Origin of the sequence: Paenibacillus camerounensis (genome assembly GCF_000723885.1) — a bacterium.
Classification (GTDB): Bacteria; Bacillota; Bacilli; order Paenibacillales; family Paenibacillaceae; genus Paenibacillus_AQ; species Paenibacillus_AQ camerounensis.
The window spans coordinates 18,321-45,060 of the sequence record NZ_CCDG010000003.1; the positions used below are offsets into that span (position 1 = coordinate 18,321).

The 26,740-nt window shown below is 50.2% G+C and carries 21 protein-coding genes; all 21 read left to right on the plus strand.

What is annotated here, in order from left to right; translation table 11 throughout:
• The first annotated feature begins 30 nt into the window (after nucleotides 1-30).
• The 21 genes from atpG to BN3772_RS00465 all read left to right on the plus strand — a co-directional run bounded on the left by atpG (nucleotide 31) and on the right by BN3772_RS00465 (nucleotide 26,699).
• Complete coding sequence (atpG, locus tag BN3772_RS00365) at nucleotides 31-900, plus strand: ATP synthase F1 subunit gamma (protein WP_042195484.1); 870 nt, start codon at nucleotides 31-33, stop codon at nucleotides 898-900.
• 85 nt (nucleotides 901-985) lie between these two features.
• On the plus strand, nucleotides 986-2,383 hold the full coding sequence (gene atpD / locus BN3772_RS00370) for a F0F1 ATP synthase subunit beta (RefSeq protein WP_042181320.1): 1,398 nt from the start codon (nucleotides 986-988) through the stop codon (nucleotides 2,381-2,383).
• Nucleotides 2,384-2,486: 103 nt separating this feature from the next.
• Nucleotides 2,487-2,903 (plus strand): F0F1 ATP synthase subunit epsilon, encoded by a 417-nt coding sequence (locus BN3772_RS00375; protein WP_042181318.1) that lies wholly within the window; start codon nucleotides 2,487-2,489, stop codon nucleotides 2,901-2,903.
• 193 nt (nucleotides 2,904-3,096) lie between these two features.
• A complete protein-coding gene (locus tag BN3772_RS00380; protein ID WP_197071377.1) occupies nucleotides 3,097-3,354 on the plus strand; it encodes a DUF1146 family protein in 258 nt (85 codons plus the stop codon).
• 199 nt (nucleotides 3,355-3,553) lie between these two features.
• Nucleotides 3,554-4,915, plus strand: coding sequence for a UDP-N-acetylglucosamine 1-carboxyvinyltransferase (murA, locus tag BN3772_RS00385; protein ID WP_042195487.1), 1,362 nt, complete (start codon nucleotides 3,554-3,556; stop codon nucleotides 4,913-4,915).
• A gap of 236 nt (nucleotides 4,916-5,151) precedes the next feature.
• Entirely contained in the window at nucleotides 5,152-6,312 is a 1,161-nt protein-coding gene (gene spoIID / locus BN3772_RS00390; protein ID WP_042195489.1) for a stage II sporulation protein D, read from the plus strand.
• Nucleotides 6,313-6,372: 60 nt separating this feature from the next.
• Nucleotides 6,373-7,113: a stage II sporulation protein SpoIIQ gene (gene spoIIQ, locus BN3772_RS00395; RefSeq protein WP_042181314.1), complete on the plus strand. Its 741-nt coding sequence runs from the start codon at nucleotides 6,373-6,375 to the stop codon at nucleotides 7,111-7,113.
• Between the two features lie 265 nt (nucleotides 7,114-7,378).
• A complete protein-coding gene (spoIIID, locus tag BN3772_RS00400) occupies nucleotides 7,379-7,666 on the plus strand; it encodes a sporulation transcriptional regulator SpoIIID (RefSeq protein WP_019915029.1) in 288 nt (95 codons plus the stop codon).
• A 117-nt stretch (nucleotides 7,667-7,783) separates the two neighbouring features.
• On the plus strand, nucleotides 7,784-8,782 hold the full coding sequence (mreB, locus tag BN3772_RS00405; RefSeq protein WP_042181312.1) for a rod shape-determining protein: 999 nt from the start codon (nucleotides 7,784-7,786) through the stop codon (nucleotides 8,780-8,782).
• Between the two features lie 49 nt (nucleotides 8,783-8,831).
• On the plus strand, nucleotides 8,832-9,707 hold the full coding sequence (locus BN3772_RS00410; RefSeq protein WP_042195491.1) for a flagellar hook-basal body protein: 876 nt from the start codon (nucleotides 8,832-8,834) through the stop codon (nucleotides 9,705-9,707).
• A 41-nt stretch (nucleotides 9,708-9,748) separates the two neighbouring features.
• Entirely contained in the window at nucleotides 9,749-10,570 is an 822-nt protein-coding gene (locus BN3772_RS00415; protein WP_042195493.1) for a flagellar hook-basal body protein, read from the plus strand.
• An 8-nt stretch (nucleotides 10,571-10,578) separates the two neighbouring features.
• A complete protein-coding gene (locus BN3772_RS00420; protein WP_042195496.1) occupies nucleotides 10,579-10,821 on the plus strand; it encodes a DNA-directed RNA polymerase subunit beta in 243 nt (80 codons plus the stop codon).
• Between the two features lie 361 nt (nucleotides 10,822-11,182).
• Entirely contained in the window at nucleotides 11,183-11,605 is a 423-nt protein-coding gene (gene fabZ, locus BN3772_RS00425) for a 3-hydroxyacyl-ACP dehydratase FabZ (RefSeq protein WP_042181304.1), read from the plus strand.
• A 48-nt stretch (nucleotides 11,606-11,653) separates the two neighbouring features.
• Nucleotides 11,654-13,369, plus strand: a complete 1,716-nt coding sequence (locus BN3772_RS00430; RefSeq protein ID WP_042195499.1) for a phospho-sugar mutase — start codon at nucleotides 11,654-11,656, stop codon at nucleotides 13,367-13,369.
• A 133-nt stretch (nucleotides 13,370-13,502) separates the two neighbouring features.
• On the plus strand, nucleotides 13,503-15,542 hold the full coding sequence (locus BN3772_RS00435) for a DUF5693 family protein (protein ID WP_042195501.1): 2,040 nt from the start codon (nucleotides 13,503-13,505) through the stop codon (nucleotides 15,540-15,542).
• A complete protein-coding gene (csaB, locus tag BN3772_RS00440; RefSeq protein ID WP_042195503.1) occupies nucleotides 15,515-16,660 on the plus strand; it encodes a polysaccharide pyruvyl transferase CsaB in 1,146 nt (381 codons plus the stop codon). Before BN3772_RS00435 ends, csaB begins: the two co-directional genes overlap by 28 nt.
• Before the next feature lie 6 nt (nucleotides 16,661-16,666).
• On the plus strand, nucleotides 16,667-17,422 hold the full coding sequence (locus BN3772_RS00445; RefSeq protein ID WP_042195505.1) for a WecB/TagA/CpsF family glycosyltransferase: 756 nt from the start codon (nucleotides 16,667-16,669) through the stop codon (nucleotides 17,420-17,422).
• Between the two features lie 116 nt (nucleotides 17,423-17,538).
• Nucleotides 17,539-18,666, plus strand: a complete 1,128-nt coding sequence (locus BN3772_RS00450) for a glycosyltransferase family 4 protein (RefSeq protein ID WP_042195507.1) — start codon at nucleotides 17,539-17,541, stop codon at nucleotides 18,664-18,666.
• Nucleotides 18,667-18,826: 160 nt separating this feature from the next.
• Complete coding sequence (locus tag BN3772_RS00455; protein WP_042195509.1) at nucleotides 18,827-22,708, plus strand: S-layer homology domain-containing protein; 3,882 nt, start codon at nucleotides 18,827-18,829, stop codon at nucleotides 22,706-22,708.
• Between the two features lie 246 nt (nucleotides 22,709-22,954).
• Entirely contained in the window at nucleotides 22,955-23,296 is a 342-nt protein-coding gene (locus BN3772_RS00460; RefSeq protein WP_042181291.1) for a hypothetical protein, read from the plus strand.
• 586 nt (nucleotides 23,297-23,882) lie between these two features.
• Nucleotides 23,883-26,699 carry a beta strand repeat-containing protein gene (locus tag BN3772_RS00465; RefSeq protein WP_157643515.1) on the plus strand — a complete coding sequence of 939 codons (2,817 nt, stop codon included), beginning with the start codon at nucleotides 23,883-23,885 and terminating at the stop codon, nucleotides 26,697-26,699.
• The last annotated feature ends 41 nt before the right edge of the window (nucleotides 26,700-26,740 follow it).

Consider the following 26,740-nt stretch of genomic DNA (forward strand, 5'->3'; position numbering starts at 1 on the left):
CTTCGTCAAAGCTTTAAGGTGGTGAAAATCATGGCAAGAAGCATGCGTGATATTAAACGTCAGATTAAAAGCGTTCAAAACACCAGACAGATCACCAAGGCAATGGAGATGGTAGCTGCATCGAAGCTGCGCAAGGCGCAGGAGAAGGCTGAGGCTGCCCGTCCTTACTCGGAGAAGCTGAAAGAGGTCGTATCGAGTATTGCTTCCAGCACCCAGGATGTGACGCATCCGATGCTGGTGAGCCGTCCTGTGAAAAAGACCGCGTATCTTATTGTCACCTCCGACAGAGGTCTCGCCGGCGGGTACAATGCCAATATTCTGCGTAAGCTGACAATGCTGCTGGCAGAAAAGCATAAATCCAAGGATGAGTACGCCCTGTTCGTAATTGGCCGTAAAGGCCGTGACTTCTTGCGCCGCCGTGAATATCCGATAGTGGAGGAAGTAACCGAGATGTCGGATTCGCCTAAGTTCTCTGACATCAAATCGATTGCCTATTCTGCGGTTAAGCAGTTTGAAACGGGTGTCTACGACGAGCTGTACATTTGCTATAACCAGTTCGTCAATGCAATCAGCCAGGTGCCGACGATTGACCGTCTGCTTCCTATGGATACTGTGGGCGGCGCGGAACATCAGGGACCAAGTGCAAACTACGAATATGAGCCTTCACCGGAAGGCGTGCTCGAAGTATTGCTTCCGAAATATGCAGAAACACTGATCTACAGTGCAGTTCTGGATGGTAAGGCCAGTGAGCTGGGTGCGAAAATGACAGCCATGGGCAGTGCGACGAAGAATGCGTCGAAGATGATCGGTGAACTCAGGCTTACGTATAACCGTGCCCGTCAGGCAGCAATTACCCAGGAAATTACCGAGATTGTAGCCGGAGCGAACGCGCAGTCTTAAAGATCAGGAAACGGGGGCCTAAGCCGCAGGTGAAGGCAGTCCGTTTCTTCTCAATGCAACAGCTTTCGAGGAGGGAAATAATAAGATGAACAAAGGACGCGTTGTAAGCATTATGGGTCCGGTTGTCGATATTGAATTTGAACGCGGCCAGCTGCCCGAGATTTTCAACGCTATCAGGATTGAAACCAGCTTGGCAAACGGCCGCAGCATTGATTTGACCCTAGAGGTATCCAATCACCTGGGTGACAATCTCGTACGTTGTATTGCTATGTCATCCACAGACGGATTAGTACGCGGCCTTGAGGTTACTGACCTCGGCGGACCGATTTCCGTACCTGTCGGCGCAGCCACGCTTGGCCGCGTATTTAACGTACTGGGTAATCCTATTGATAACGGTGCTGATGTGGTTGCAGAGCGCAATCCGATTCACCGTCTGGCTCCGACGTTTGATGAATTGTCAACCCAGGCAGAAATTCTGGAAACAGGCATCAAGGTTATCGACCTGCTGGCCCCTTACGCCAAAGGCGGTAAGATCGGACTGTTCGGCGGTGCCGGCGTTGGTAAAACCGTAACGATCCAGGAACTGATTAACAACATCGCGCAGGAGCACGGCGGTATCTCCGTATTCGCGGGTGTTGGTGAACGTACCCGTGAAGGTAATGACCTGTATCATGAAATGACGGACTCCGGCGTTATCAAGAAAACGGCGATGGTCTTCGGACAAATGAATGAGCCGCCGGGCGCACGTCTTCGTGTAGCTCTGACCGGGCTGACTATGGCGGAATACTTCCGCGATGTGGAAGGCCGCGATACGCTGCTCTTTATCGATAACATATTCCGCTTTACCCAGGCGGGTTCCGAAGTATCCGCCCTGCTCGGCCGTATGCCTTCCGCGGTAGGTTACCAGCCTACACTGGCTACAGAAATGGGCCAATTGCAGGAGCGTATCACTTCTACCAAGAAGGGTTCCGTTACTTCGATCCAGGCGATCTATGTACCGGCGGATGACTATACTGACCCGGCTCCGGCTACTGCGTTTGCCCATTTGGATGCAACAACTAACCTTGAGCGTAAAATCTCCGAGAAGGGGATTTTCCCTGCGGTAGATCCGCTGGCATCCAGCTCGCGTATCCTTGCTCCGGAAATTGTCGGCGAAGAGCACTACAACGTGGCACAGGGCGTTAAGCAGCTGCTGCAGCGCTATACCGAGCTTCAGGATATCATTGCAATTCTCGGTATGGATGAGCTGAGCGAGGAAGACAAGGTTATCGTGGCCCGTGCCCGTAAAGTTGAACGCTTCCTGTCCCAGCCTTTCCACGTAGCTGAGCAATTCACCGGCTTCAAGGGCAAATACGTGCCGATCAAGGAAACTGTACGCAGCTTCAAAGAAATTCTGGACGGTAAGCATGATGATCTTCCGGAAGCAGCATTCCTCTTTGTCGGTACGATTGAAGAAGCGGTTGAAAAATCTAAATCCATGTAATTCTGGCAAGAGCATGCTTCGGGTAGCGGGCTTTACTTCGTAAAGCTTAAGCCTATGCTTTCGATGCGAGCTTAACGAAGTTAAGCTTTTAGGAGGAATGAAAGTGAATACCTTTCTGCTTGAAATTGTCACACCGGAGCGTCTTGTTTTCTCCAAGCAGGTGAATAGCCTGACGGTACGCGGAGCCAACGGGGAGCTGGGCATTCTGCCGGGACATATTCCGCTGGTGACACCGCTTCAGGTTGCTCCGCTCACTGTCAAAGCGGACGGCGTTACAACCACTATCGCTGTTCACGGCGGATTTGTGGAAGTGCACAAAGACAAAGTGACCGTGCTGGCAGAAAGCGCCGAGCTGCCTAAGGACATCGATGTAGAACGTGCCGAGGCGTCCAAAGAACGCGCCCAGCGCCGCCTACAGTCCCGCAGTAAACAGGATGAGATTGATCACCGCCGTGCAGAACTGGCGCTTCAGCGCGCAGTTACGCGGATTAAAGTGTCTACCGGAAAAGGACAACAGTAGTGAATCAGCGGTCAAGCCCAAGGCTTGTCCGCTTTTTTTTTATTGAGAATTACTGCTGATTATGAAATTCTCGTAACAATCCAGGCTATCTGGGCATGTAATGTTTAAAACTTTGTAAAAGTACTGGATTCTTTTGACCTGCGCAAGTATGATATAAGAGTCGATTTCCAAGTAACTTACACGGAGGGTTTCAATGGAACAATTGTTGGTTGAAGATTTGTCCAGTGCGGTCGGTACCAGCGGTCTGGTATCCATGATCGTTTCTTTACTCTGTGTAGTCTTATCTTGGTGGGCACTTCAGAACCTTAAGCTCGATTTGGTCATAAGATATCCCAAGAGCCCGCAGGGCAGACTGCTGCATTTGCTGCTGGCAATCGTCCTTGGTCACTTCGTGGCCGGCTTTCTGCTGGATTATCTGGGCTGGAGCGGGCAGATCCGCAACATGTTTTAATGACAGGAGGTTTGGTTATATCTGTCATAGACCCAAGCGGTAAAAAAGGTGTCGAATAATAAGGTTTTATTATGTCAACACTGATGTTTAAGGAACGTGCCCGCACATCGGGCGCAATGACGGAATATCCGATATTTTAACAGATGCATCTTACCTTCAAAATTAATTTCAGAAATAATGGACGCGGAGGGAAACCGAAATGAGCAAATTTATCGTCCGCGGTGGCAACAGATTGACCGGGAGCGTGAAAGTTAGCGGCGCAAAAAATTCCGTACTACCGATCATAGCCGCCTCTCTATTGGCAGAAGAAGGAGTCAGCGTTATTGTCGACGCTCCTCCGCTTGACGATGTAATGACAATCAGTAAAGTGCTGGAATCTCTGGGTGCGGGTGTTACATACCAGAACGATATCATCGAGGTCGATGCAAGAAGCATAGCTTCCTGCGAAGCGCCTTATGAATGGGTGCGCAAAATGCGTGCATCTTTCTTAGTCATGGGCCCGCTGCTGTCCCGTATGGGTCATACCCGGATTTCACTGCCCGGCGGCTGCGCGATTGGAACAAGACCGATAGACCAGCATCTCAAAGGCTTCGAAGCTCTGGGAGCAGAAATCAGCCTGGGTCAGGGCTACATTGAAGCCAAATCAAACGGCCGTCTGCGCGGAGCCAAGGTCTATCTGGATGTGGCCAGCGTAGGCGCAACTGAAAATATAATGATGGCTGCAGCACTTGCGGAAGGTATTACTGTAATTGAGAATGCGGCGAAGGAGCCGGAGATTGTTGATCTGGCTAATTATCTGAACGGCATGGGCGGTATTGTCCGCGGCGCAGGAACCGGCGTTATCCGTATTGAAGGCGTTGAGCGCCTGCATGGCGTAAGACACCATGTCATTCCTGACCGGATTGAAGCAGGCACCTATATGGCGGCTGCGGCAATTACCGGCGGCGATGTCTATGTTGAGGGCGCAATTGCCGATCACCTTGGTCCTGTCATTGCTAAGATGGAGGAAATGGGTGTGACCATTCTTCCTGACGAGAACGGCATCCGCGTGATCAGCGACAAGCCGCTGAAGGCTGTTGACCTGAAGACACTGCCGTATCCGGGCTTCCCTACTGATATGCAGTCCCAGATGATGGCGCTGCTGCTCCGCTCGGAGGGTACTTCTGTCGTTACCGAGACGGTGTTTGAGAACCGGTTCATGCACGTGGACGAATTCCACAACATGAACGCCGAGATTAAGATTGAAGGCCGCTCAGCCATCGTAACCGGCAATGCCCAGCTTGTGGGCGCCAAGGTATGTGCGACGGACCTGCGCGCAGGGGCTGCGCTCATTTTGGCGGGTCTTGTTGCCGAAGGCACAACAGAAGTCAGCGGAACCCATCACATTGACCGGGGTTATGTGAATCTGGCTGAGAAGCTGTCAGGACTCGGTGCGGACATCTGGCGGATCTCCATGCAGGAATCTGCTGCTCCGGCTGCGAAGGAAGAAACGGTAAAGCCGGAAGCTTCGAAAAGTGAAGAGCTGAAGCCGCGTTTCCAGGTACAGCCGACCTGGGTCTAATTATTGTTCATTTATCACAGAAGACTGCTCGGCTTTGTGCGGGCAGTCTTCTTTTTCTTATAGGATTTAAGGTGTCCCTGCTTGGGTACCTGATTCAGCCTCCATTTCAAAAAACCGCCATACGGGGTATTTTGGATTCTCTTACTCTCAGAATTATCAGCTCTAGCGTTCTAGCAGCATCCGGAGATTCATATCTATAAGAATCACCAGTGCCTACGGAAGGAGCCATAGAAGAGATGAGAGAGTTCCGCTACCTGAAACGCAGAATGAAGTTCCGCCGCGCTGCGCAGCCGCGCGCTCCCCGGATCAGGCGGCTCGCCCCCGCCGCCTGGCTGGCAGCCCCGCTGCTCGCGGGGCTGCTGCTGCCGCTGGCTCTTGTCCCGCTGCGCGGGGGACATGAGCCAGCCCCGGAGGCCGTGCCGCAGGCCACGGCCTCGCCGGCCTCGCCGGCGTCGCCGGCAGCGGCTGCTGCGGAGGCCCCGCAGCCGGAAGTGACCGTCTATTTGTCGCAGAGCGGACAAATAGAGACCCTGCCGCTGGAGGACTACGTCAGCGGCGTGCTGGCGGCCGAGATGCCGGCGGACTTTGAGCTCGAAGCGCTCAAAGCGCAGGCCGTGGCCGCCCGGACCTTTATCGTCCGCCGTCTGCTGGCCGGCGACCACAGCGGGGTGCCCGTTCCTGAGGCCGATGTCAGCGATACGGTAACCCATCAGGCTTACGTCTCGCAGGCGGTGCTGGAACGGGACTGGGCGCTCGGCGGCAGGAGCACCGAGCTGGCCAAGCTGCGCCGCGCGGTCCTTGAGACGCGCGGAGTGATCATGACCTATAAGGGACAGCCGATTACGGCGTCCTTCTTCGCCTCCAGCGGAGGCTATACCGAAAACTCGGAGGATTACTGGAGTGTAGCCGTTCCTTATCTGCGCAGCGTCGCAAGCCCCTGGGAGCTTGAGATTACGCCCAATCTCGCAGTTACGGTCAGCTTCAGCATCCCGGATCTGCTCAGCAGGCTGGGGCTGGACAACACAGCGCTGCACGCTTCCGCAGCTTTGCCTGCTGCTTCCGGCAAAGCGACGCCTGTATCTTCGACTTCCGCAGCCCTGCCGGCGGTAGTGCTGTCACTGACAGACGGCCACCGGGTCAAGGAAATCTCGATCGGCGGTACGGTTTTCACCGGCCGGGAGGTGCGCGAGAAGCTGGGGCTTCGCTCCAGCCAGTTCACCTGGAAGCGGCAGGGGGATGAAGTGCTGATTACGACCTACGGCAACGGACACGGGGTGGGCATGAGCCAGTGGGGGGCAAACGGGATGGCGAAGGAAGGCGGTACCGCCACCGGGATTCTCAAACACTACTACAGCGGAGTCCAGTTCACCAAAGTCTCAACTCTTCTGAAAAAATAACTTGAAAGATACGTATAAAAGCGAACCGCCCGGTAACACTGGTTACTGAGGTGATAAACTATGAATGAACAAGACAAAAACAAGCAAACCCATGATGAATCTCTCAAAAACAAGCAGGGAGATTCAGGCGCTAAGCCTTCTTCATGGAACAGAGTTTTATCCAGACGCTGGGTATTCCCGGCAGTCTACACGGCGGCAGCGGCTCTTATCCTAACCTTGGTGTGGTTCTATCAGGATGCCGGCCAGAAGCCGCTGAATCCTGACACCGCCGCTGTAGTTTCCCAGAATGTCAGCGGTTCCGGCAATGAAACCGGCACCCCGGCTGATCCGGAAGCGCTCGAGGTTGTCGCATCGGCAGAAAGCCTGGCCTGGCCGGTAGCCAGTCCAAGCGAAGTACAGGTTGTTAAACCGTTCTATGATGAGAATGGTACCGAAGAGAATCATGTGGCCGCCATGGTGCAGTACAATGATACCTTTGTGCCGAATATCGGTATTGATATTGCCCGTGAGGACAATCAGACCTTTGACGTCAAGGCTGCACTCAGCGGTGAAGTGACCCGGGTCGAAGAGGTTGCCGTATTCGGCAAAGTGGTCGAGATTACCCATCCGGGCAATCTGAAGACCGTCTACCAGAGCCTTGGCGAGGTCAAAGTAAAGCAGGGCGATGAAGTGAAGCAGGGCGATACGCTGGCAACAGCGGGACGCAGTGAAATTGAGAAGGATCTCGGCAATCATGTACACTTTGAAGTGTATGAGGATGGCAAGGTTGTAAATCCTTCCGATCTGCTGGCCCAGCGTTAAAAGATATAAAAAGAAGCAGGGGGCATGCGCTCCCTGCTTCTTTTTACGGAAAAATATTTATTTCCCCTAAGGTTTACTGGGCTCTAACTTTTAATGCTTATTTTCACAAGCGCAACTTTAGTCCTATTTTAACAAATTTGGAGCCAATCTGCCTGTCCCGGAAATAAAATGGGCACTCACAGGCTTGTCACGCCCTGAAAGCGCGAATATATAGGCCCGCCCCTCATATAATGTACCAAACTATCCACAGTTGGGAGGCGGGAGCGTGCACGATTACATCAAGGAACGGACGATCAAAATCGGACGCTGCATCGTGGAAACTAGGCATACAGTCCGGACTATAGCCAAGGAATTTGGCGTTTCAAAGAGCACGGTGCATAAGGATTTAACCGAACGCTTGCCGGAAATCAATCCGGATTTAGCGGATCAGGTAAAGCACATTCTCGAATATCATAAGTCGATCCGGCATCTGCGGGGGGGAGAAGCCACCAAGATCAAGTACAAAAAAACGACGGGCAAAAAACGTGAGGTTGCCGTAGCCTCAAAGCCATAAACTTTTCAGGGTTTTAAGCAATAATTCAGCTTTACCGCATTGTATACTTCCCCTAAAGTATGGTATTTTTAAATTTGGTACACTCATTTAAAATAACACTTTGGGGGCTCTTTCATTATGCTTAGCAAGGATATCGGAATCGATCTCGGCACTGCCAATGTGCTCATTCATGTAAAAGGGAGGGGAGTCGTTCTGGATGAACCCTCCGTGGTCACACTTGAAAGTGATACGAAACGGGTCCTTGCGGTAGGCGAGCAGGCACGCCGGATGGTTGGCCGCACTCCCGGCAATATTACAACAATCCGTCCGCTCAGAGACGGTGTCATTGCCGATTTTGCCATTACGGAAATGATGCTGAAATATTTCATCGACCGTGTGGGCGGGCGTACCTGGTACTCCAAGCCCCGCATATTGATCTGTGCCCCCACTAATATTACCTCAGTTGAACAGAAGTCAATCCGGGAAGCTGCCGAGCGGAGCGGAGCAAAGGATGTATATCTGGAGGAAGAGCCCAAAGCCGCAGCGATCGGGGCGGGCATGGATATTTATCAGCCAAGCGGAAATATGGTCGTCGACATTGGCGGCGGAACGACGGATGTAGCAGTCCTGTCTATGAACGACATCGTTACCGCCTCCTCTATTAAAGTTGCCGGAGACAAGTTCGACGAGGCCATTTTAAAATATATCAAACAGAAGTACAAGCTTCTCATAGGTGAGCGTACTGCTGAGGATATTAAGGTTACTATCGGTTCGGTCCGTCCGGGCGGCATGAAAGCCGAGATGGACATCAGAGGCCGGGATATGGTCAGCGGACTGCCCCAGACGTTAACCATTTCGTCCGGGGAGGTAAAGGAAGCGCTGTGGGACCCGGTTTCAATGATTGTGGCGGCGGCCAAGTCTGTACTGGAGCGTACACCGCCGGAGCTCTCGGCAGATGTAATTGACCGTGGCGTTGTTCTCACCGGCGGCGGTGCACTCCTTAACGGGCTGGACGAGCTGCTCTCCGAAGAGCTGCATGTTCCGGTGTGGGTAGCCGAGGACCCGATGCACTGTGTGGTTAAGGGAACCGGAATCCTGCTGGATAATTTGGACAAAGCCGTTAAGAAAAAATTCTAGCATGCCGATATAAGGGATAACAGCAGATTCAGGAAGGGGAATTGCCCTCATGATTAGAGGATTATATACGGCCGCTGCCGGCATGGTTACGCAGCAGCGCAGACATGATACGGCGACGCAGAACATTGCCAACTTAAATACTACGGGGTACAAGCAGGTCAACACTGTGACCCGGTCCTTTCCCGACGTAATGATTTCGGCAATGAGCGGCGATACAACGAAGCAGGTCGGCCGCCTCAATACGGGGGTTTTTGCTGAACAGGCTGTTTCCCAATATTTGCAGGGTGATCTGATTGAAAGCGGCAAAACCTTTGATTTTGCGCTGTCAGGTGATCTGCAGGTTGGAGATCCGGTAACCGGGGAGAATATCCTGTTTGACGGTTCGGGCAAATATGTAAATGAAAACGGCGAGGTTACTTACCAGCCGCAGGCTTTTTTTACTGTGCAGGATAATGAAGGTAACAATTTATATACAAGAAACGGAAGCTTTACTGTAAATGCAACAGGCGAAGTGCTTAGCTCCGGAGGATTCAGAGTGCTTGATGCTGCAGGCAACCCGCTTGTGCTGGAAGAACCGACAGATAATCTTGCAGTGGACGGGCTGGGCAACCTGCTGGACCCGGCTACAGGACTCCCTTCCGGAACGAAGCTGGGCATCAGCATTGTTTCCAGACCGCAGGAGCTCATCCGTGACGGTAACGGTGTGTTTCACGCAGATGATGCCAATGCAGCGGAGATCCGCTATGCGGATGCGGGCGACAATCTGCAGCTGCGTCAGGGCTACATTGAAGGCTCTAATGTGGATGCTACCCAGGTGACAGTAGATATGAATGCCGCTTACCGGGCTTATGAGGCCAATCAGAAGGTTATCCAATTTTATGACAGCAGCCTGCAGAAGGCGGTCAACGAAATAGGCCGGGTTTAAGCCGGAATAAGGCATACAAGCTATTAAGGAGGGAATAACCTTTGAACAATTCGACGATCGGTGCTGCCGTCTCCATGTCTAGTCTGCAGCAGCGTCTGGATATCATTGCTGATAATATTGCGAACATGAATACAAACGGCTACAAGAGCAAGGAAGGGTCCTTTGAGGATGTGCTGACCCGTGTCCAGCAGCAGTCCAAGGATTATGACCAGCCCGGCCGCAGTATGCCGCTCGGCTTCAACATGGGGTTCGGGGTCCGTGTAGCTTCGGTAACCAGCAACTGGGAAGAGGGACCGCTGCAGGAAACCGGGAACCCGACAGACCTGGCAATTCAGGGCAACGGGTTGTTCGGAGTACAGGTCAACGGCAGTACTGCCTATACACGCCAGGGGGACTTCCATTTCACGCCTGATCCGGCTGATGCACAGCAGATGATACTGGTTGATAATACGGACAATCCTGTACTGAACACGGAAGGTAATCCGCTCAGGGTGCCGGCAAACGTCAGTGCGGCGATTGATGAGAAAGGCCGGGTGCTAACCAAAACCGGCGAGAATGAACCCGTACAGCTTGCGGGCACCATTATGATTGTGGAGCCGCTAAGCAAGACGGCTTTACAGGCTGTAGACGGCAACTTTTATGTGCTGCCTGAGGGCGTGACGGAAGAGCAGGCTTTTGTTCAGCGTGAGGCTGGAGAAGAGACGGCCTTTGGCGTGCGTTCCGGATATCTGGAGCAGTCCAATGTGGATTTAAGCAAGGAAATGACGGAGCTTATGCAGCTTCAGCGCACATACCAGCTGGCTGCCCGTGCGCTTTCCTCCAGTGACCAGATGCTTGGGCTGGCCAATAATATGCGCGGGTAGGTGAAGGAATGAGTGCTCAGAACAAGCCAAAGCCGGAAGAGGACAAGCAGAAGCAGAAGCAGGAGCCGGTCAAACGGAGGGGGATATCCAAATGGACGTTAACCCAGTGGTTTCTGATTCCTCTCCTGCTGATTGCGGCGCTCGCCGGCGGATTAGTTGCAGGATATGTCGTTATCGGCAAAAGGGAATTCAGCGATGTGCTCCAGTGGAGTACATGGAAGCATGTCTATGACCTCGTCTTTGCACCTTAATATAAGTGTTTTTTGGAACTCCCTTGTTGTACAGGGGAGTTTTCTTTTTTATACTGGAAAATGTATAATGAGTGGGGATTGCCGGACAAACGGAACCTCGTTACGAAGGCTAGGCTGAACTTTATCAAAGGTCCCGGACAAAGGCTTCCGGACAGGTGCAAAAAGGGCCCTCTCCGCCGTGCTGCCGCGTGCGGCGGAGAAAGCCCCTTATCTTAACCTCCACTGCTGCAGGTGGTGAAGGATAATTATAGTTTTTACCGGAGCAGTCCAACTTTATGCAGGCTTCAGCAAAGAATAAAGCTGCGGCCTGCTGAGAAGATTGCCGGACAATGCGGTTTAATCCGAAAGGAGTATTGCCTAAATGCTGAATATCAATGAAATCCAGGAAATAATCCCCCACCGGCCCCCATTTCTGCTGGTGGACAAAATTATCGAAATCGAAATGGGCAAACGGGCTGTAGGCATCAAGAATGTAACCGTGAATGAGCCGTTTTTTGCGGGACACTTTCCCGGATTTCCGGTTATGCCGGGTGTACTGATCACTGAGGCATTGGCCCAGGTTGGTGCTGTAGCCATTCTCGGGGTTGAAGCAAACCGGGGAAAAATCGGTTTTCTGGCAGGGCTGGACGGCTTCCGTTTCCGCGGTCAGGTTGTGCCGGGCGATACGCTCACCCTTGAGGTAGAAATCACCAGACTCAAAGGAAGCATCGGAAAAGGCCAGGCTACCGCTAAGGTAGACGGTAAGGTTGTGGCTTCCGGCGAGATCATGTTTGCACTCAGCTAGTACCAGTTATACTACCCTAAATTAAAGATGGAGAAGGAGAGATTCATTATGACTCAATTAAGCCCGAAAGCCGCAGAAACACTCCGCCGCTGGCTGCAGGACCCTTCTGTTGATGAGAACACCAAGCAAGAGCTGAATCTTCTGGCAGATGATCCGCAGGAGCTGGAGGAACGCTTTTACAGAGATCTGGAATTCGGTACAGGCGGTCTGCGCGGAGTAATCGGCGCCGGCAGCAACCGGATGAACCGTTACACTGTGGGCAGAGCCACCCAGGGCTTCGCTAACTATATTCTTGAGCAGCATAAGGGTGAGGGCAGGCCTTCGGTTGTAATTGCCCATGATTCACGCCGGTTTTCCCCGGAATTCACGCTGGAAGCGGCGCTTGTTCTGGCCGGCAACGGAATCGAAGCACATCTATTCTCTTCCCTGCGCTCTACGCCGCAGCTGAGCTTCAGCGTACGCCATTTGAAGGCTTCAGGAGGCGTAGTCATTACGGCAAGCCATAACCCTCCCGAGTATAATGGCTACAAGGTATACAATGCCGAAGGCGGACAGCTTGTACCGGATGAGGCGGAGAAGGTGATTTCTTACATATTGGAGGTTGATTCCTTCAATGGTGTCAAACGTCTTTCCCGTGAAGAAGCCGAGAGCCAGGGCTTGCTGCGCTGGCTGGGAGAGCAAGAGGATGAGGCCTTTACAGATACAGTGGCAGCTGTCAGCGTTGCCCGTGAGGAGATTACATCTGCGATCGGTAAGGACTTCCGGATTGTCTATACTCCGCTGCACGGGACAGGCAATCTGCCGGTCCGCAGTGTCTTGAACAAGATCGGCTTCACTGAAGTACATGTGGTACCGGAGCAGGAGCAGCCTGATTCCGAGTTCTCTACCGTAAAATCCCCGAATCCCGAAGAACGCGAAGCGTTCACGCTGGCGATTAAACTGGGTGAGGAGCTGGGTGCCGACCTGCTGATCGGTACTGACCCGGATGCAGACCGTATGGGAGCCGTTGTCCGTGATAATGAAGGCAAATTCGTTGTCCTGTCCGGCAACCAGTCAGGTGCACTGATGATTCATTACTACCTGAGCCGCCTGCAGGAGCAGGGCAAGCTGCCAAGCAACGGCGCAGTTGTCAAAACGATTGTTACCAGTGAGATGGGAGCAGCTGTGGCCTCGCATTATGGTGCTACTGTGTTCAATACACTGACCGGATTTAAATATATCGGTGAAAAAATGACCCAGTTCGAGCAGTCCGGTGAGTATACCTACCTGTTCGGGTACGAGGAAAGCTACGGATATCTCGCAGGCAACTATGCCCGCGATAAAGACGCCGTGCTCGCCTCCATGCTGATTGCCGAAGCAGGCGCGTATTACAAGGCCCAGGGCAAGACGCTGTATGATGTGCTTCAGGAGCTGTATGAGCAGTTCGGCTACTTCCTGGAGAGCCTGGAATCACGCACGCTTAAGGGTAAGGACGGTGTAGCGCAGATCCAGGGAATCATGAGTGACTGGCGTAATAACCCGCCGCAGGAAATTGCCGGTGCAGCAGTTACTGAAGTACTCGATTATTCACTTGGACTCAGCGGACTGCCGAAGGAGAACGTGCTGAAGTATCTTCTGTCCGACGGTTCCTGGTTCTGCCTGCGTCCTTCCGGTACAGAACCGAAGATTAAAGTATACTTTGCGGTTCGCGGAGAATCGCTGCAGAATGCGAAAGACAAGGTAGCCGCGCTTACAGAGCAGGTTATGGCCCGTGTCGACGGGTAATACTATGTTTGCCTGATATCAAGCTTTCTCACAGAAACGGATACTGCTCCTGACGGGACAGCCATCCGTTTCTGCTTGAGTTAAAGCAATTTTGCGGTATGAAGGCTTTGAAGTGAAAGAGGAGGTACTTTTGGTGCAGCAGAAATGGCAACATTGGAATATAGCTTCGCGCAAATGGTTATGGATACTCGTGGTGGTGGGTGTACTGTCCGCTCTCCCGGTTGTCTATGACCGTCTGCAGACTGAGACGTCATCCAAGACTGTTGAGTTTGTATTTGATTACCGTGATCTCGTTGAGGTGGCCAGCTACCGAGTTAATCCTAAGGATTATATTTCCGAGCAGCTTGACCGGCTGAAGGAAGCCGGTGTTCAGAGCATGGCTATCTACGAGAGCAATCTCGAGGACTACCGCAAAGCCCGCCGCCTGATGATCTGGGGGGCAACGGATATTGCCAATCTTACAGATACAGTGATTCCTGAGAATGAGAACTATACATACGTCCTCTTTACGAGCGCGGAGAATAGTTCGGTGCTCGCGCCGCTGATTCAGGAGGCATTTAACGCCCTGGATATCGCCACTGAAAGCTGGAGCTTCCGCGGGCAGCAGGGCCTGATTATTAAGACTCCGCTGGAAAATGCAACTCTTAAGCCGCTTCAGCCGGACCCGTTCAATCTGGAGCTGCTGCATGAGAAGGGCTTCAGCATTGTGCCCCGTCTGCTGGACTCTCTCGTGTACAACCAGGAAGCCGTTACGGGCCTGCTGGACCGTTACCAGGAGCTTGGCGTAAAGCGTATCCTCTTTGAAGGGGAGTCCGTTAAAGGCTTCTCGGATGATGCCGATACAGGCAGCCTGACCGCTTTTGCCGAGCTTCTCAAGGAACGCGGGATGGGTATTGCTGCTATTGAGAATATTAAAGCCCAGCAAAAGGGCTTCAGTAAGCTGGCTTACCTGCTTGATTACAACGTTGCGCGCCTATATTCGCTGAGTGAAGGCGACTCAGGACTTTCGCCGGCGGTTATCTCAGACCGGTTCGCGCTGGCGACAAAAGACCGGAACATCCGGATGCTGTATCTTAATACCATTCCTTCAAGGGACACTACTAAAGCACAGATTACCGATACGCTGGACAATCTGGTAACGAGCCTTAGCGGTCCGGACGGGGCGGTTAAGAAAATTGAAGATAACGGTTTTACATTGGGACAGGCTGAAGCATTTAAGGTAGTGGATTCTTCCTTCCAGCGTTACTTTAAGCTCGGGGCCGTTATCGGCGCAGTATCCATGGTAGCTTTGCTGGTGTCTTACTTTGTTCCTTGGCTTACTCTGGCAGCCTGGGTTATCGGGCTGATCGGAAGCGCGGGCCTGATGCTGCTGAAGCCGGAGCTGTTTGAACAGGCGCTGGCGCTTGCTGTTGCCATCAGTGCACCGACAGTTGGCATGGTGCTGGCAGTCCGCAAGATTAACGAACAGGGCCCGCCGCTGCAGAGCAACAAACTGACTTATGCCGTTATGAGCCCGGGACGCCGGCTGGCGCATAGTCTGGTGCTCTATATTAAGACGGCGCTTATCTCGCTTAGTGCCGTACCGTTTGTTATTGCATTGCTCAATAATATTACCTACAGTCTCGTTCTTGACCAGTTCCGCGGTGTCAGCCTGCTGCACCTGGCTCCGATAGGGCTGACTGCGCTTTATGTGCTTTTATACCGCGGAGAGTTTGCCTTTAATAAGACCGGTAAGCTGCTTCGTACCCCAATTACATTAGCTATGGTGGTTGCGGCTGGAGTTTTGGGTGTATTGGGTATGTATTATTTAAGCCGCACCGGCAACAGCGGCAGTGTCAGCTCAATTGAAATGACCTTCCGGACCTTCCTGGAGAATACAGTTGGTGTCCGGCCGCGTAACAAGGAATTCCTGCTTGCCCATCCGCTGTTCATTTTGGGCGCATTTATGGCCTACAAATACCGCAATGCCGCCTTTATCATGATTATCGCGGTTATCGGCCAGCTGTCGATGGTGGATACCTTTGCCCATATCCATTCTCCGGTGCTGATTTCATTAATCCGCGGAATTCTCGGTCTGGGTCTTGGGCTTATTATCGGCCTGGTTGCCGTAGGAGTCTGGCAGATTGCGGAAGGGTGTTGGAAACGATGGTCACCACTGCTCAAAAAATTGTAATTTCCGGATATTACGGCTTCAGCAATAGCGGAGATGAGGCTGTTTTGCAGTCCATTCTGAATGCATTGCACCGGCAGTCTCAAGCTGCCGGCATAACCGTTGAGCCTGTTGTATTATCAATGGATCCGGAATGGACAACTGCCGCCTACGGGGTCAAGGCAGTCCACCGGATGAGACTTGGAGAAGTCCGGCAGGCCATTTCGGAGAGTTCCGGTCTGATCAGCGGAGGCGGAAGCCTGCTGCAGGATGTGACGAGTTCAAAGACGATCCCTTACTACCTGGGGATTATAAAGCTGGCCCAATGGATGGGGAAGCCGACTTTTATTTATGCCCAGGGTATCGGCCCGGTTAACCGGAAGCTGTTCCACCCGCTGATAAAATCGGTATTCCGCAAATGTGCCTATGTATCCGTGCGCGATGCCCAGTCACGCCAGCTGCTCCAAAGCATGGGGCTGGGCGAAAACGTGCATATCGTTCCCGATCCTGTAATGGGCCTGGAGCTTCCGGATGGAGGCGGGCAAGAGGGCGCCGCAGGAGGTCCGGCTGAAGAAGCAGCCCCTTCTCTAAAAACCGTCGGCATATCGGTCCGTTTCTGGGAAGAATCGCGGCAGGAGCTGAATGCCATCGCAGAAGGTCTGCTGAAGGCTTGCTCCAAGACACCGCTCCATTTGAGCTTTCTGCCGTTTCATCATCCCTTGGATAATGAGGCTTCACGCTATATGATGCAGAAGCTGGAGAAGGAAGTAGCTGCACTGGGTGGGAGCGTAAGCCTATGTGAGGACGCGCTCCATCCGCAGCACATGCTGCGTGAGGTTGCGGCGTGTGATGCCCTGATCGGCATGCGGCTTCACAGCCTGATCTACGCCACAGGCAGACGCGTCCCGCTAATGGGAGTCTCTTATGACCCTAAGATTGATCATTTCCTGGAGCGGATACACTGTAAGCCGGTTGGATCAACGGCTGCGCTGGATAGCGGAAAAGTTGCTGCAGAGCTGCTGCTGCTGCTTGAGCAAGGGGAAGCCTGGAAGCAGGAGAGGGAACCGCTTATTGCCGCCTTGGTCGATGAAGCCGAGGCGCCGGCCCGCCGGATTGTAGACTATTTATGCCGTAAAGGATGATTAAAAGTGAAAGCAGATAGTATTTTACCTACTGTTCCGATTTTTGGCATACGCGTCTCTAAGGTTGATATGCAGGCTACGGTCAGCTACCTGACCGATGCAGTACGTAACCGGGAGCCGCATCAGGTTATTACTGCCAATCCCATTATGGTTATGGCTGCACTGGAGAACCCCTCTTATATGGAAATTATGAAATCAGCTGAGCTGGTTGTTCCAGACGGGACAGGTGTTGTGTGGGCCGCAGATTATTGCAAGGAGCCAGTGGCTGAACGTGTAGCGGGATTCGATCTCTTACATGAATTGCTGCGTCAAGGCGAAAGCTATGGCTGGAGGGTTTACCTGCTGGGTTCGACGCCTGAGGTGATTCGGGAGACTGTCTCCAGGTTACAATCTCAATATCCGCATATCGTTATTGCCGGCTGCCGCGACGGGTTCTTCGGGCCGGAGTCGGATGAGGCTGTTGTCGCCGATATTGTGAAGACCCGGCCGGACCTGCTGTTTGTTGCCAGAGGTGCAGACAGCCAGGAGCCATGGATCGCCAAATACAAAACCAGGCTTAATATTCCTGTGATGATGGGAGTGGGCGGCAGCTTTGATGTAATCTCCGGCAAAAGCAAAAGGGCGCCGATTGCATTCCAGAAACTGCGGGCAGAATGGTTATACCGTCTTTTAAAAGAGCCTACACGTTATAAAAGAATGCTTGCGCTGCCGAAATTTGCAGTAAAAGTGCTGCGTGAGAAAGATAAAGTGACAAAAGCCTAGAAAAATGAGCAAATATACCGGGAATATCCGAACAACAGCCCAAAAACGGAATTGGAATTTGCTTTTCTTTCAGCGTATAATTCAATGCGGTAGAGAAATGGGGGTCGACTTTTCAAATGTTAATTGTATACATCGCCGGATTTATTGTGTGCATGGGACTTGCGCTTCTCTTGACACCGCTAGTGAAGAAATTCGCTATTAAGATCGGTGCCACGGATGTGCCCAATGCCCGTAAAGTGCATACAAGAATTATGCCCCGCCTCGGCGGATTAGGTATCTTCCTGGCGTTTGTGTTAGGCCTGCTTGCCGTGTTGCCGATTATTCCGTACGATTTCACTTCACGGGAGACGCATTTTATCAAAGCGCTGCTGTGCGGCGGCGGACTGATTGTTCTGATCGGCGGTCTTGATGACCGGTTCGAGCTTTCTGCCAAAGTGAAGCTGCTGGGCCAGATTGCTGCAGCATGCATCGTCGTTTTCGGTTTTGGCATTACTGTTGATTTCGTAAATATTCCATTTAATAATACGTATTCTTCACTGGAGAGCTGGATTGCCGTACCGTTGACGATTTTTTGGATTGTCGGCGTCACCAATGCGGTTAACCTGATCGACGGCCTGGATGGGCTCGCTGCCGGTGTGTCGGGTATAGCAATTGCAACGATCGCTGTTATGGCCTTTCTGATGGGCAATACAATGGTTGCGCTCCTGTGCCTGTTGCTGCTTGGCAGTATCTTGGGATTTTTGTTCTTTAACTTTCATCCCGCCAAAATTTTTATGGGGGATACCGGATCTCTATTTCTCGGGTTCTGTCTGGCATTGCTGGCACTGCTCGGATTCAAGCAGATCGCTGTCGTATCCTTTATCACACCGCTTCTGATTATCGGAGTTCCCTTATCCGATACATTCTTTGCAATCGTACGCCGCAAGCTGCAGAAGAAGCCGATTTTTGCACCTGACAAGGGGCATCTGCACCACTGCCTTCGCGAGCTTGGGTTCAGCCACCGTCAGACGGTGCTGATCATTTACGGCATCGCCGCTTTCTTTGGTGTACTGGCTGTCATTCAGACCTCTGCATCGCTGTATGAAGCGAACTGGGTTACTTTTGTAGTCATATGCGTCATGCTGTTCTTCTTACAGATCGGCGCAGAAATTACAGGAGTCATCAGCAAAACCAAACGTCCGCTTATCGACTTATTCTTGAGAATGCGTCTTAAACTTGCGCCTCAGCGCAGCTCGAAATCTTAGAATTTCGCAATAATACAGGTTTATAATGTTAAATTAACAAAACTCATCCTTTTTAAGGATGAGTTTTTGCTTTTCTCCCTAACAAGATAGCCGGAAGTGACCGATATAAAAAAAAGTGAAGGTCACGAAGAGAACTTTAACTTAAAGGAGAGATACACACATGCAACGCTTTAAGAGACCATTTGTCTGGGTGCTGCTTGCGGCTCTGATCGTTTCTATGTTCCCAGGCAAATATATGCCTCAGGCGGCCGCGGCCGATGCAGTCACAACTTATTTTACTCCGGATGATCAGACATTGCGTTCCACTGTAGTGCTGGATCCGAATGCCCTTGGAACCGCAGCTAATGCTATCACCCGTGATAGAGTTTTTTTGACGAGTAATCAGACGCTTAATATAACCGGTGTTTACTCACAGGTAACATCCACCACAATGAAGGTTGTTGTGGAGCAGCTGTCTCAGGACAGCACAGGTAAATGGGTAACAGATTCCACCCGGGTGACAACAGGGACTGTAACAACGGACACTAACAGCCCCGGCAACCGTTTCGTAACCAGCGGAGTGACGCTTTACTCCGGCTTTAACAAAATTACGTTTTCAGGTCTGCAGGGGAATTTGACCCGTTCAGAGTCCTTCTACGTCCTGTATGACAGAGTGCCCTATATTACTTCTCTTCAAGTATTGGGCGGACCGGCTGCGCTTAACTTAAATGAAGGTACACAGGTAGTCGTGCCGGTATCCTCCATTACACTGCAGGGAAAAGTAGCCAATGCTACTAAAGTTACAGTGTCGCTTAACGGCGGTACAGCCCTTCAGACCTCATTGCTGGAGGATGGCACCTTTTTCACACCGGCCTTAACATTGAAGCCTGGATTGAGCTCGCTTCAGATTATTGTGCAGAATGCCTCTGATAAAATAACGATAGACCGTAATGTCTACTTCTTTGATACGGACCAACCTTATGCTTCATTAAATCTGATGCATGCCAATAGCCCGTATTCGCTGATTGATAATACACCAACACTATCAGTGGAACAAAAATTTACCGCCGGCCTGTCCGGGGAAATTTTGCTTCCTTACAATGCTGCCTCTTTCGGCGGAGCTACAGGTACAGGGGAGTTTGTTATCAATGCCGGTACAACGAGTGAGGTTAAGATCAGAACAATAACGACCACTCAGGAAATGACGATCCCTGGTCCAGACGGTATTACACCGGCATATAAGCTGGTGAAATTCTCAACCTCTGAGGATGTTCCGATTGCTACGGGAAGCAATGATTTTACACTTACAGTGAGGTTCGGCAATTTTACTGCTTCACTTGTAAAGTCTTATTATTATGTTCCTGGTGAAACAGTAATTAATAACATCTACTATCTTCCTGATTATGATACGGGAAAAAGCATTGCAAATGTGTCCAAGCTTCCGCTGAACGGACAGCAGATGGAAAAAGATAATTTCTACATTATGCTTAAGACCAATGTAATTCCAAGGGGCGATTTGGCGGGGATGTATCTGCCTTTGAGCACTAAGGGGCTGGTTCTTACAAAAGTTAATGCAACAGGACTTGCCAGTGACGGTACTGAGCAGGTTTATAGAGTCACAGGCTTCTCTAATGGGCAGCAGAAGGTGCAGTTTAAATACGGCAGCTCTAATTCAGTCTATAATGTAGATATTTCATATGTATCCAAGAACTATATCTATGTCAGTAACCTGCAGGATGGTCAGACTATCGAATATAACTCCAACACGACCACAAGCATTACGGTAGAAGGCGAATACATTGGCTTCGAAAATATCTCGAATGCCCAATTCCAGATCAACGGGAAAGACAGTGCTTCGTATGATACAACTGGTCCCAAGCAGTTTGATGTCAGCATGACTGCCCCGAAATTCAAAGTCACTCTAAAAATTGATCAGGCAGGACCGCTGGTATATGGTGAAAACACTCTGCTGTTCACCGGGATTTCCATGGATTCTTCGGGTAACCAGCGTGTCATCACCAAAGAGCTGCGTATCTACATCATTGATACCAATGTATCGAATCTGTCGCAGTTCCATCCGGTACTGACCACAAACCGTCCGGTCTTTGAGACGGATTCACGTTCTAATGATGCCAAACGCAATGCCATTCTGACCCTGCCGGCGGAGATCACTTATACTGACGGCAAATATGTAACGACCAGAGATAACTATGATCTGGTGCTGCAAGGCGGCGGAGCGACGATTCTTAATCTTTATATGGGCTCTGACCTGGTCTTCAGCTCTGTTGGTATAACCGATATGCTCAAAGAAAATAACGTAGACAACTATACTTCACCAGGCACCTATGGTTCACTGATTTATGATTATGTTGGTACCACTAAAGATTTCCTGCTGCGTATCCGCGATCTGAAATTTGATGCACCCGGCAGTCATGTCTACACGCTGGAGCTGATCAATAAGACCGGAGCCAGAACAACACAGAGAATTGAGGTTGTACGTGAAGTATTGCCTTACCGCATTTTGGCCCCTGTAGCCACAGTGGGTGACCAGATTGTAGTGAACAAGAACTTTGTGCGTTTTGATATTGAAGCTGAAGGCGCAACTAAGGTTATGATCGACAAGTATGAGGCTGTACCGCGTTCGGACCTGGCGAACCGCTTCACCTACGATTTTGTCGGACTGAAGCCGGATAAAGCTACCTCAATCAAAATTCAGATTGTACGTGAGGATTCGACCCTTAACGATACGGTCACCGTATATTACGCCAGTGCAGTTCAGATTGATACGGAGTACATGGCCGAGAAGGTCGCGACCAAATACAGCGTGTTTAATAAACAGCTTGAGCTGAATTTCCCTAAAGGAACACTGATGAAGGGGTATACCAGTACCGGTGCGGCGAAGTATTATCCTGATACCAAGCTGCTGTTCGGAATTGCGGACCCTACTGACGGGGTTGTAGAACGTAAAAACGATTATGGCAACATCATTAACGTCAGCCCGTTCGACGAAAGATTTGTAGGAGTCCAGAAGCAGCTCGTTATTCTGCAGGAGCTGGTGCTCCGGTTCACCTCTTCGGCGACGAACAGTAACTTCTCCAGAGTCTCGGATATTTACTGGCTGAGCGGCGGTCTTGGAGAGGTTGGCACCAAGGGAAGCAGCAGTTATGTGCCTGCAACAAACGGAGTTGCTCCATACTCTATCGAGGGTAATTTCACCCAGATCAGCCAGACACGCAAAATCGTTCCGTCCCAGCGCGGTGAATTGAAGCTCAGCTTCAGTCCTAACGTGGTGGATGAGGTTGGTTCGACCGTTACTGTATTCCGTTATACGGATTCAGGAAAGTGGGAGAACATCGGCGGTGAAGTGGACACCAAGAATCATACCGTCACGGTTCCTTTCGATGAATTCGGCTATTATACGGTTATGAAGCTGCGCCGCGGGTTTACTGATATAACAAACCATCCGTGGGCGCGTAATATCCTGAACGGCCTGTATTCCAAAGGAATTATGACTAACCTGCGTTCTGACGCATTCGGCGCCGACGATACAACTACCCGCGGAGAATTTGCAACCCTGCTGGTAACCGGCCTTAATATTCCGCTGGATTTTGATACGAACAAGCAGACCTTCTTCGATATCGTGCCGGAGGCTGTATCGACGACCTGGAACTTCAAGAGTATTGAGACAGCTGCGAGAGCGGGGATTGTCACAGGACTGAGCGACGGATTCTTTGGTCCGGACCAGGCTCTGACCAGAGAGCAGGCCGCTGTTATGATTGCCCGGGCACTTAAGCTGAAAATGTCAGCGAATGATGCCAAGCTGGTAGCCACTCTAAATAAATCCTTTGTGGATTCAGGCAGTATGGATTACTACTCACGCCCGGCTATTGAAGCAGTATCCAAGGCGAAGATCATGGAAGGCAGTGCAGTTACTGTTACGGGCCAGTCCAAGCCGGTATACAATTTCAATCCTAAAGGTAAGCTGACCAGAGCGGAAGCCGGTAAGATTGCCGTAGCTCTTCTTCAGAAGAGCACCAGCATTTTCCCTAAAACGTTCAACTAATACAGGGTTTGAACCGCCGTGCTGCGACAACCGTTCGCAGCCCGGCTTCTTTTATTCATGAAATTCTTAATTCTCTGCATAATATAAGGAGTTAATTTGTGCAGATAAGGATATACTTTAGATTATGAATATGCGGATGTTTATTTGAAGGAAATTACATATAACCGACATTAACTTTGTAATCTGCACTGTTTTACGTTACAATAACTTAGAAAATAATTTTTTTCTGAAAGGTGAAAGCCATCGATGAAACCGATTTTATCAAAAGCGCAGCTGGATTACACGAAAGCAAAGAACTTGTTTGAGAATAGAGCAAAAGTTTTGGAAAAGGAAATTGCCGCTAAGCGCGCACTGCAGGAAATTACACAGGAAGTAATGGAAGAGCTTGTGCAGGCAACCGGATTCCATGATGCTTACAATGAACTTGTCATTGCGGAGAATGCTTTGATTGAATGGTCCCATACAACGATTAAGCATGAAAAGAGCTACCGCGAAAACCGTGCGGCGATCGATGCGATGTATGAGAATGTTAATTCCAGCCCTGAGAAACGTCAGGAATTGATCCAGTTATCCATGAAAATCCGTTAGAGGATATGTTTATAGAAGGAAAGCGCCGGAAACGGCGCTTTTTTTGTTATCCATTTAGGCAACCTTTATGTATCTGGTTTAGCTTTAACGCACCTTCTCCATTTCGAGCATTTTTTATTGGGCACAGCGGCCGTAAGACTGGTTTGAAAAAGGAGAAATATGTTTATTTACTTAACAAATATTGCTTAATGACGCTGCGAAAGCCTCTATGCTATACTAATTCCCGTAGCCGCCCATGATTAACAATAGTTAGTAGAAGATACAAATGTATCTTTTATTGGTTCCGGGAGCTAAGCAATAAATTTTTCAAAAAACTTTTGAACGAAGCGCAACTTTTCGAAAACTTCTGCGTTTAAGATGTAGAGTCACTTACACCGGGCATTTGCGGTAAAGAGCTGAAAGGTTCAGGCAGTGCCAGATGGAAAAATTAGCTTTACGTGACTAGAGGCACATTGTATAATACTTAGGTAGAATTAGGAATCTAGTATTAGTCTGCCTTAAAACTGGTTACAAGTTTCTGTGATACCCGTCACAGACATTATTTATACTTAATATGCTCAACTCGGGAAAGGGGGTGCATCGGCTAATGAGTGACATGAGCTACCCAACTAAAGAAAAATCTCAGTTCATGAATGTCCAAGGAGGAGAAAAAAAGGTTATGAAGAAAATTTTATCCGTAGCATTATCTACAGCAATGGCATTCTCGATGTTTGCCTCTGTAGCATTTGGTGAAACTGCAACAACTCCACAAGCTAAATTCGACGCTTTGGCTGCTAAAGGTATCCTGAACGGCTACCCAGACGGTCAAGCTCATCTTGAAAAAGATCTTACTCGCGCTGAGTTCGCTAAGATCGTTACTAAGCTGTTCGGCCTGACTGAAGTAACTGGTAAACTGTCTTACAACGACAAAGGTTACACAGCTACTAACTGGGCAGTTCCTTACATCGAAGCTGTTACTGCAGCTAACCTGATGCAAGGTAAAGATACTGTTAAAGGTATCTTCGATTACAACGGTAAAGTAACAGTAGAAGAAGTAGCGGCTGTATTGTTCCGCGCTCTGAAACTGGAAACTCCAGCTACAACTGATAACTCCGCATCCGCATGGGCTAAGGGCTATGCTCAAGCAGTTATCAACGCTGGTCTGGTTGCACAAGGCACTAGCTTCAAAGCTAACGCTACCCGCTCTTTGGTAGTAGAAGCAGCTTATGCAGTTGACAACCTGACTGCAGTTGCAACTGTAGTATCCGCTGAAGCGCTGAGCCCAACTAGCGTATTCGTTACTTTCTCTGACAAAACAACTACAACTGTAACGCTGACTACTGCTCTGGTTGAAGGTGTTGAAACTACAATCAACTTCGCTAACAATGGTCACAACTACACTGCTAAGGTAACTCTGGCAGCTCCTAAGGTTGTATCCGTTACTACACCTAACGCTAAACAGCTGGTTATCAAGTTCAACCGTGCTATCGATGCTGATACAGTAATCGCATCCGACAAGACACTGGTTGATAACAATATCGCTGTTACTACACTGACTGGTGCTGAGCCAGTTAGCATCAACGGCGCAAACGCAGTATTGTCTTCTGACAAAACTGAGTTGACATTGACTCCAGCAGGCAGCGAATTCTTCAAAGGCCAGTATACAGTTACTGTAACTAAGGCCGTTAAGACTGACGCTGGTGCTGAATTGACTCCTTACACCCAGCTGATCACTGTAGCTGATGTTGTTGCACCTACAATTACTTCTGTAACTTCTACAGCTAAAGCAACTACTAACAAAGTTGTTGTTAAGTTCAGCGAGCCAGTTCAAGCTGGTACTATCGCTTATGTTGACGGCGTAGCTGCTCCTGCAACTACCGGTTCTTCCCTGAGTGAAGTAATCCTGACTACTTCTACAACTCTGGTTACTGGCAAAACTTATAACGTATCTTTCCTGAACGTTAGAGACTTCGCTGGTAACTACATCACGCCTAACCCAACTGCAACAACAGTAACAGTTGCAGCTGATGTAGAACTTCCTACAATTTCCAGCTTCGCAGTTACAGGTGAAAACACAATCAGTGTTGTATTCAGCAAAGCTGTTGATATCAACTCCCTGCACGGTGTATTCACTCTGTTGAACGCTAGTGGTGTTAGCCAAGGCGCGCTGCTTCCTACTGCCGGAAGCGACAACAAAACATTTACTTTGACTACAGTTGCTACTCCAGTATGGACTAACGGCGTATTCAACGGATCTGTTACAGTAGCTGCTGGTATCAGAGACCTTCTGGGTAACGTTACAACAGCAACTTCAACTCAAGCTGTTACTTTCACTAAGGACACTATTGCTCCAACTGTAGCAAGTGTAACTTATGGATCCACTGGTCTGGTTGTTAAGTTCTCCGAAAAAGTTGATGTTACAGGAACTGGCTTCACCCTGATCAACGATGCAACTGGCGTATCCACTCCAGTAACTGTATCTTCGGCTACTTACAAAAACAGCGACGGTGCTGTAACATTCACTAACGTTACTGGTTTTGCTACAGGTAACTACACACTGCGTCTGCCATCCGGACTGGTTAAAGACCTTTCTGCACAGAAGAACGGTAATGCTACTTCTGTACACGCTGTAGCTATCACTGCTACAACTACTACAGATTCCAGCCAACCGGTATTCGTGAGCAACCCAACACGCGGTGCTGCTGAAGCAACAAACCCTAACGACCAAATCATCACTTACACAATTCAGGATGCTAACGGTTTGAACCTTAGCACTGTTACTAACATCAACAATTACACTCTGGATGCAAAAGCTCTTCCAGCTGGTTCTTATGTAACTACTAACTACAGCGGCACTGCAAGTGCAAACCTGGTAGTTAAGGTTTACATTCCAACAAGCGGAATTACTGATTCCAAGGGTTATGACTTCCTGATCACTGGTATTCAGGATTCCGTAGGTAACACTATCACACCTAAGCTCACTCAAGGTGTTGCACTGGTAGATGGCGTTGCTCCTAAGCTGGCATCCGCTACTGTATCTGTTGACGATTCGAAGAGACTGATTGTTAACTTCTCCGAGAACGTTAGCACTCCAGTTGGCAGTAACTTCGTAGTAACAATCAACGGTGTTGAAGCTAAGGGCGCTGTAACTGTAACTTCCGGTTCCGGAAGCAGATACTTCCTGAGCATCTCCGCACTGAAAGGCACTTACAACGGTGCTGATGTACTGTACTTCGAAACTAACGGTCAATCAGGCGTTCAAGCTGGAGAAATCCTTGCTTATACATCTGCTAGCGCTGGCGCTGTAGATCTGAGCGCAGCTTATGTTGGTAACATCACTGTTAAGATCGCTGACGCATCCGGTATCACTGACGGATCTTCCAATGTTATCGACAACAGCGTTACTGTAACTGTAGCTAAGTAATTCGCTTCTCCAACGAAGCACAGAATAGCCTCTTCGGAGGC

Bases quoted from the DNA above. Each gene is read 5' to 3' on its own strand.
- atpG (WP_042195484.1), top strand. From the start codon at position 31: ATGGCAAGAAGCATGCGTGATATTAAACGTCAGATTAAAAGCGTTCAA.
- atpD (WP_042181320.1), top strand. From the start codon at position 986: ATGAACAAAGGACGCGTTGTAAGCATTATGGGTCCGGTTGTCGATATT.
- BN3772_RS00380 (WP_197071377.1), top strand. From the start codon at position 3,097: ATGGAACAATTGTTGGTTGAAGATTTGTCCAGTGCGGTCGGTACCAGC.
- murA (WP_042195487.1), top strand. From the start codon at position 3,554: ATGAGCAAATTTATCGTCCGCGGTGGCAACAGATTGACCGGGAGCGTG.
- spoIID (WP_042195489.1), top strand. From the start codon at position 5,152: ATGAGAGAGTTCCGCTACCTGAAACGCAGAATGAAGTTCCGCCGCGCT.
- spoIIQ (WP_042181314.1), top strand. From the start codon at position 6,373: ATGAATGAACAAGACAAAAACAAGCAAACCCATGATGAATCTCTCAAA.
- mreB (WP_042181312.1), top strand. From the start codon at position 7,784: ATGCTTAGCAAGGATATCGGAATCGATCTCGGCACTGCCAATGTGCTC.
- BN3772_RS00410 (WP_042195491.1), top strand. From the start codon at position 8,832: ATGATTAGAGGATTATATACGGCCGCTGCCGGCATGGTTACGCAGCAG.
- BN3772_RS00420 (WP_042195496.1), top strand. From the start codon at position 10,579: ATGAGTGCTCAGAACAAGCCAAAGCCGGAAGAGGACAAGCAGAAGCAG.
- fabZ (WP_042181304.1), top strand. From the start codon at position 11,183: ATGCTGAATATCAATGAAATCCAGGAAATAATCCCCCACCGGCCCCCA.
- BN3772_RS00430 (WP_042195499.1), top strand. From the start codon at position 11,654: ATGACTCAATTAAGCCCGAAAGCCGCAGAAACACTCCGCCGCTGGCTG.
- csaB (WP_042195503.1), top strand. From the start codon at position 15,515: ATGGTCACCACTGCTCAAAAAATTGTAATTTCCGGATATTACGGCTTC.
- BN3772_RS00450 (WP_042195507.1), top strand. From the start codon at position 17,539: ATGTTAATTGTATACATCGCCGGATTTATTGTGTGCATGGGACTTGCG.
- BN3772_RS00455 (WP_042195509.1), top strand. From the start codon at position 18,827: ATGCAACGCTTTAAGAGACCATTTGTCTGGGTGCTGCTTGCGGCTCTG.
- BN3772_RS00460 (WP_042181291.1), top strand. From the start codon at position 22,955: ATGAAACCGATTTTATCAAAAGCGCAGCTGGATTACACGAAAGCAAAG.
- BN3772_RS00465 (WP_157643515.1), top strand. From the start codon at position 23,883: ATGAGTGACATGAGCTACCCAACTAAAGAAAAATCTCAGTTCATGAAT.